We start from the raw sequence: 2,358 nt of genomic DNA on the forward strand, positions 1-2,358 counted from the left end.
TGATGGCGGCGGCCCAGGGGCATCATTTTGCCGGTCGAGGCAATCGGTTCTGGCCGACGCTTCACCTCGCCGGGTTCACTCCGCGATGTGTGCAGCCGGAGGACGATCGGTCAATCCTGCAATACCGTTGCGGCTTGACCACCGTGGTCGAGCGACCGACGGCGCGGGCGGATCAATTGTCCATCACTGAGTTCACCTCGGTGGCGGCGAGCTTCGAACAGAAGATCCTCCGCCATGCACCCCGCTGCCTGGCGTTCCTGGGCAAGTCGGCCTACGCTGGGTTGGTGCGCAAAAAGGACGTGGAATGGGGGCGCCAGGCACAAGCGTTCGGCGGCGCCGAGGTCTGGGTCTTGCCCAACCCGAGCGGACGCAACCGGGCGTTCACGCTGGGGCAGTTGGTGGCGGCGTATCGGGCGCTTTACCAGGCGATGCAATACCAGACCCCGTCATGATTAGATCGCGTCAGTTGCTTTTCTGCCGTGGCGGATTGTCTTGGCGGTAAGTGTGATCAGGATCGATAACCAGTTGCTTGACCTGATTGTCGAGTTCTTTGCTGTGATAAAGATCGAGGCATTTGAGCAGCTCGAAGCGGACCCCCGGACGTTCCGATTCCACCACAGGATTGCGATAATCACGGGCCAGGAATTGATCGATCAACGGTTTGCCGACCTGGGGCGCTTGCTCAAGATCGAAATACGTCCAGTCCATCAGCGCACTGGCGCTGCTACCGGCATCCTGGGCCGCGTCAGGTTCACCTTTGTAGGCTGTCGCGATGCAGTCCGCCAGTACCATGTCCTTGTAGTTTTGCGCGTAGGTGCGTCTGCCTGCCTGTGGGGAATCGCTCGGTCCATCCTTGGCCCAATTCACGCCAGGCGCGATTGCCCAGGCCGATAACAGGAGTGCGGTGAAGGCTTTCATCACGGCAAGCTCCAGAAGTTCGCCTGGTCGGTTTTATAGTTCACGCCCGGTTCATTGAAATAGCAGTGGTCATAACACATCCTGCCGTCAAACAACGTGGCGTGGCCCTTGGCGTCCTCCCAACCGGAGATCTCGAACAGGATAAGCCCCTTCTTCCCTGCGAGGGTGCCGCCATCCGCAGCCGGATACTTGACCGTCTCGGCACGTCCCCACTGCTGTTCCAGGTAGGCAATCAAATCCTTGACGAGGTGGAAATACCAACGCTTGTCGGCACCCGACACGGTTTTTCCCCGTATATGTGGGATAAGTGAGCCGGAATAATTGAGGATGTAGCTCATGCGAACCGCACAAGTATTGACCCACCTGGCGGTCGGGTGACTGCTGTTGATGTTCAGGGCCACGTTGCCCCCGATAATTGTCGCAACCTTTTCAGATGGATTGATGGGGTCGTAGATCCGTTGCGAGGCCGCCCACGCGCTGGAAAAGGAGGGTCGAATCATGATTCATCCTTGATTTCAGGCAGCATACGGCTGCGGTTGGTTCTTTGCTGAAACGAAAGATAGCTTCAAATAGCCGGATCATCAAAGGCCGCTGTCCATGACTTCATCTGGTTGCGGAGGGACAGCGTGCCTGTTCACCAAGATCAATGAGAATGCCGCGGCTCCCCGCTGCGAGCGATCACCCTCAAGTGCAACGTGGCTGGTTCCAGGCAGCCCCCGGTGGAAAGCTGCCCGACCAGTTGCCGGTACAGCTCCTGCCAAGGCGTTTGTGAAGGAGGAATGTTCGGCGTCCATGCGAGGCGCCGTCGCTCCATTTCGGCCTCGTCCACCAGCAGGTTCACGGTGCGGGTGTTCAGGTCGACTTTCAGCCGGTCGTTGGTCTGCAGCAGTGCCAGGCCACCGCCGACGGCTGCTTCCGGGGACATGTTGAGGATCGACGGGCTCGCCGAGGTGCCGCTCTGGCGGCCATCGCCCAGGCAGGGCAGGGAGTCGATGCCGCGCTTGATCAGCGCCGCCGGCGGGGCCATGTTCACCACTTCGGCGCTGCCGGGATAGCCCACGGTGCCGGCACCGCGAATCACCAGGATGCAGCGCTCGTCGATGTCCAGCGCCGGGTCGTCGATGCGCGCGTGGTAGTCCTCCGGCCCTTCGAAGACAATGGCCCGTGCTTCGAAGCTGTTCTCGGCGCCAGGTTCGGACAGGTAGGTCTTGCGGAACGCTTCGCCCACCACCGACATTTTCATGATCGCACTGTCGAAAAAGTTGCCACTGAGCACGATGAAACCGGCGCGGTGCTTGAGCGGGGTTTCGAAGGGATGGATGACGTCGGCGTCGCAGGTCAGGCTGCCGGCGACGATCTCGCCGATGGTCTTGCCGCTGACGGTGGCGCAACCCTCGTGCAAGCGTCCGGCCTTTTGCAGTTCATGCATGACCGCCGGCA

The 2,358-nt window shown here is 60.5% G+C and carries 3 protein-coding genes and 1 pseudogene; 1 reads left to right on the plus strand and 3 read right to left on the minus strand.

Annotated elements, in window-relative coordinates:
- The first annotated feature begins 2 nt into the window (after positions 1-2).
- Entirely contained in the window at positions 3-452 is a 450-nt protein-coding gene (gene mug / locus OC610_RS25815; RefSeq protein ID WP_264431859.1) for a G/U mismatch-specific DNA glycosylase, read from the plus strand.
- Positions 453-462: 10 nt separating this feature from the next.
- Here mug and OC610_RS25820 read toward each other — a convergent pair whose 3' ends face one another.
- From OC610_RS25820 to OC610_RS25830, 3 genes and pseudogenes are all read right to left on the minus strand, one after another.
- The gene (locus OC610_RS25820) at positions 463-918 is read right to left on the minus strand and encodes a type VI secretion system amidase immunity protein Tai4 (protein WP_264431860.1); all 456 of its coding nucleotides are present in this window, start codon (positions 916-918) and stop codon (positions 463-465) included.
- Positions 918-1,418 carry a type VI secretion system amidase effector protein Tae4 gene (locus OC610_RS25825; RefSeq protein ID WP_264431861.1) on the minus strand — a complete coding sequence of 167 codons (501 nt, stop codon included), beginning with the start codon at positions 1,416-1,418 and terminating at the stop codon, positions 918-920. The genes OC610_RS25820 and OC610_RS25825 overlap by 1 nt, the downstream gene beginning before the upstream one ends.
- A 143-nt stretch (positions 1,419-1,561) precedes the next feature.
- A pseudogene (locus tag OC610_RS25830) lies at positions 1,562-2,358 on the minus strand (dihydroxy-acid dehydratase); the annotation flags it as partial.

This window comes from Pseudomonas agronomica, assembly GCF_025917275.1.
Classification (GTDB): domain Bacteria; phylum Pseudomonadota; class Gammaproteobacteria; order Pseudomonadales; family Pseudomonadaceae; genus Aquipseudomonas; species Aquipseudomonas agronomica.

Bases quoted from the DNA above. Each gene is read 5' to 3' on its own strand.
- mug (WP_264431859.1), top strand. From the start codon at position 3: ATGGCGGCGGCCCAGGGGCATCATTTTGCCGGTCGAGGCAATCGGTTC.
- OC610_RS25820 (WP_264431860.1), bottom strand. From the start codon at position 918: ATGAAAGCCTTCACCGCACTCCTGTTATCGGCCTGGGCAATCGCGCCT.
- OC610_RS25825 (WP_264431861.1), bottom strand. From the start codon at position 1,418: ATGATTCGACCCTCCTTTTCCAGCGCGTGGGCGGCCTCGCAACGGATC.